General features: G+C 61.5%; 4 protein-coding genes. All 4 read right to left on the reverse strand.

Annotation, left to right across the window (positions count from 1 at the left end):
- Positions 1-108 precede the first annotated feature (108 nt).
- Positions 109-597 (reverse strand): tRNA adenosine(34) deaminase TadA, encoded by a 489-nt coding sequence (gene tadA / locus GHO41_RS28710; protein WP_048385946.1) that lies wholly within the window; start codon positions 595-597, stop codon positions 109-111.
- Positions 597-1,973, reverse strand: a complete 1,377-nt coding sequence (locus GHO41_RS28715; RefSeq protein ID WP_048367028.1) for a multicopper oxidase family protein — start codon at positions 1,971-1,973, stop codon at positions 597-599. Before GHO41_RS28715 ends, tadA begins: the two co-directional genes overlap by 1 nt.
- 292 nt (positions 1,974-2,265) lie before the next feature.
- Positions 2,266-2,544, reverse strand: coding sequence for a PTS transporter subunit EIIB (locus GHO41_RS28720; RefSeq protein ID WP_123751436.1), 279 nt, complete (start codon positions 2,542-2,544; stop codon positions 2,266-2,268).
- A 2-nt stretch (positions 2,545-2,546) separates the two neighbouring features.
- A partial coding sequence (ptsP, locus tag GHO41_RS28725) for a phosphoenolpyruvate--protein phosphotransferase (RefSeq protein ID WP_153435303.1) occupies positions 2,547-3,556 on the reverse strand: 1,010 nt, incomplete at its 5' end.

Genomic DNA, 3,556 nt, shown 5'->3' on the forward strand with positions numbered 1-3,556 from the left:
GCTTGCTCGCGATATGAACACCTCGGTACATCATGTATATCGAGGTGATCTCATCGCGAGCAAGCCCGCTCCCACAGCAAGCTCGCTCCTACAGTGTGAATGGGCGGATTATTTCGCCCGGCGGGCCTTGAAGAATTCGCTGAGGATGGCGCCGCATTCGTCGGCCAGCACCCCGCCTTCAAACACCACCCGGTGGTTCAAAAAGCCCTGGGTAAAAAATTGCCCCTGGCTTTGCACAATCCCGGCCTTGGGCTCCAGCGCACCGAACACCACCCGCGACACCCGTGAATGCACGATCAAGCCTGCGCACATGCTGCACGGCTCGAGCGTCACGTACAGCGTGCTGCCGGGCAGCCGGTAGTTGCTGGCCGCCGTGGCGGCGGCGCGGATGGCGACCATCTCGGCATGGGCGCTGGGGTCGCTGCCGCTGATGGGGCAGTTGAAACCACGGCCGATGATTTCACCGTTTTGCACCAGCACCGCGCCCACCGGCACTTCACCCAAGGCCGCGCCTTGCGCCGCCAGCGCCAGCGCTTCACGCATAAAGTCTTGATCGCGGCTGCGGTCGATAATCTGGGGTTGACGCCCTTGTCGCATCAGGAAACCTCAATAGCGGCCATGAGGCCGGTTTCCATGTGGTCAATCACATGGCAGTGGAACATCCACACGCCGGGATTATCGGCCACCAGGGCCACGCGGGCACGCTCGTTTTTGCCCAACAGGTACGTGTCGGTGAAATACGGCGTGATTTTTTTGCGATTGGACGCCAGCACCTTGAAGCTCATGCCGTGCAGGTGGATTGGATGCTGGTACTGGGTCATGTTCTTGAATTCAAACACGTAGCTCTGGCCCAGCTTGAGCTTGGCAATCGGCCGGTCAGCGCAGGTTTTGTCTTTGATGTCCCAGGCTACGCCGTTGATCTGCCACAGGCTCGGCGGCTGATCCGTGCCCAGGTTCTCGGACACGGAACCGACCCATTCAAAGTTGAAATTGATCTTCTCGGCCTTGTCGACATCAGGCTCGGCAATCGGATTGGCCGGCAAGGCGGGCGGCCATTGTGCAGGTGCATCGTTATTGGCCACCGACAACAGCGTGCCCAAACGCACCGGACCATCGCGCAACGACAGTTCTTCACCCGCAGCCGGGGCCTTGATCGCCAGGCAAATACGCATGCCGGGGCCCAGCCAATACTCTTTGCCCAGCGGGCGCGGCTCGATGGGGTTGCCATCCAGCGCATAGATCTGCGCCTCGACGCCGGGAATATTCAGGCGATAGGTCAGGGTGTTGTCGAGGTTGAGAATTCGCACGCGGGTGATTTGCCCGGCAGGCAATTCAATGGTCGGCACATGGCTGCCATTAATCGTCGACAAACGCCCCGCCGTACCGCCACGCGCCGCCTCACGGGTGATGCTGAAAGGCAAAAAGTTGCCTTCTTCATCGACGTGCCAGTTTTTAATGCTCAGCGTGCGCTCGTGCTTGAAGCCCGTAGGCTCGCGCTCTTCGACAATCAGCGGGCCGACCAGGCCTCGGCCCAGTTCTTCGCTGCTGTTGACGTGGGGGTGATACCAATAGCTGCCCGCATCGGGCACCCGGAACTTGTAATCGAAGTATTCGCCAGGCAGCACCGGCAATTGCGAGACGTACGGCACGCCGTCCATTTCCAGAGGCAGGCGGATGCCGTGCCAATGGATCGTGGTCGCAACCGGCAGATGGTTGATAAACCGCACCCGCAGCCATTCACCCTGGCGCACCCGTAGCTCAGTGCCCGGCGCCGAAGGGCCAAAAGCCCAGGCCTCGGTCTGATGACCGGGCACCAGCTCAACGTCCAGCGGCGCGGCAATTAGCTCGTAATCGTGACCGGCCTGCTCATCGGCCATCTTGCCCAACCAGTAACGCGAAGCGCCCCCTGCGCCAACACCCACCACGACCAGGCCGGCTAAACCACCGAGTATTTGTCGACGGGTAAAGGACATGGACTTAACTACCTCTCGTATCCGGCGCGGGCTCAGCGCCCGCAAAAGGCGAATACGATACACCTGCAACTGCGAAACGGTAAGGGTGGGGTGACGACGGACTGCAAAAGCCCCTCGCCCTGGCCCTCTCCCAAGGGAGAGGGAACAGACTGGGGGATATTGCAGAGGTGCAGTAACGTGAAATGACTCCAGTGAATCCATAATCGACTCGGTTTCTCAGGTCGATGCATCTTGTGGAACAACTCGGTCAGTCCCCTCTCCCTCCGGGAGAGGGTTAGGGAGAGGGCAGTTTTCAGTCGTTAACGCCCACCAAATGCACCACACCGCCCGCCAGGGTCATCACCCCCGGCACACCCGCCAGTCGCAGAGCGTGAGGGTCAACACGTGACGTGTCGTTCAACTCCACGCGGATGCGGGTCAACGCCACGCGCTGCTCGGACTTGAGGTTGCTGGCGCCGCCAAGGGCCGCGACCACCGCGCTCGCCAGCGTCGACACATTGGGGGCGGGCTCATCCGCCACCAGGTCCGGGGTCAGTGCTTTCCAAAAAGCCTGCTGCAATTTTGCAAACATGTTCAGTTCTCCAGCACCAATGAATGAGCAACGTTAGCCGTTTGCGACGGCTGCAAGGCAGCACGCACTTGCTCTGCACTTTCCAGCCCCAGCACCTGCTGCGCCAACACTTGGCAGTCCTTGAATTCCAGCTCACGAACCCGCGCTTTAATAGTCGGGATCAACGGGACGCTCACCGATAACTCGTCCACGCCCAAGCCAACCAGCAGCGGCACCGCCAATGACTCGGACGCCAGCGCGCCGCACACGCCCACCCACTTGCCGTGGGCATGCGCGGCCTTGACGGTCGTGGCGATCAGGCGCAGTACCGCCGGGTGAAAACTGTCGGCCTGGCTGGCCAGACGCGGGTGGTCGCGGTCCATCGCCAAGGTATATTGGGTCAGGTCATTGGTGCCAATCGAGAAGAAGTCGACTTCAGGGGCGAACACGTCAGCCATCAGCGCGGCCGCCGGAACTTCAATCATGATCCCAAGCTTGGGCAACCGGGTAATGCCCAGGCGTTGCGCTTGCTCCTCCAGCAACTGGCGGGCGAGGCGCAACTCGGACACTTGGGTGACCATCGGCAACATGATGTGCAGACGGGTCAAGTCGGCACTGGCCAAAATCGCGCTGAACTGCTCTCGCAGCAGTTCAGGACGCTCCAGACACAGGCGAACCCCGCGCATGCCTAAAAACGGGTTGGCCTCAGGTTCCATCGGCACGTAGGCCAAGGGTTTGTCACCGCCCACATCCAGCGTGCGCACCACAAGGTTGTAGTCAGGGCCAACCGCGCGGGCAATGGCGCTGTAGGTCGCGACCTGTTCGTCGTGGCTCGGCGCGCTGCTGCGCTCCAGATACAAGAACTCGGAACGCAACAAGCCCACACCTTCACCGCCCAGGCTCATGCCCTGCTCAGCCTCGGCCAGCGAGGCGATGTTGGCAGACACTTCGATATGCCGACCATCGCGGGTATCCGCCCGCAACGCCGCGTGCGCCAGATCCCGCGCCTGGCGCAGACGCTGCTGCTCGCGCT

The sequence above is a fragment of the Pseudomonas sp. FSL R10-0399 genome (assembly GCF_009600165.1).
In the GTDB taxonomy this organism is placed as follows: domain Bacteria; phylum Pseudomonadota; class Gammaproteobacteria; order Pseudomonadales; family Pseudomonadaceae; genus Aquipseudomonas; species Aquipseudomonas helleri.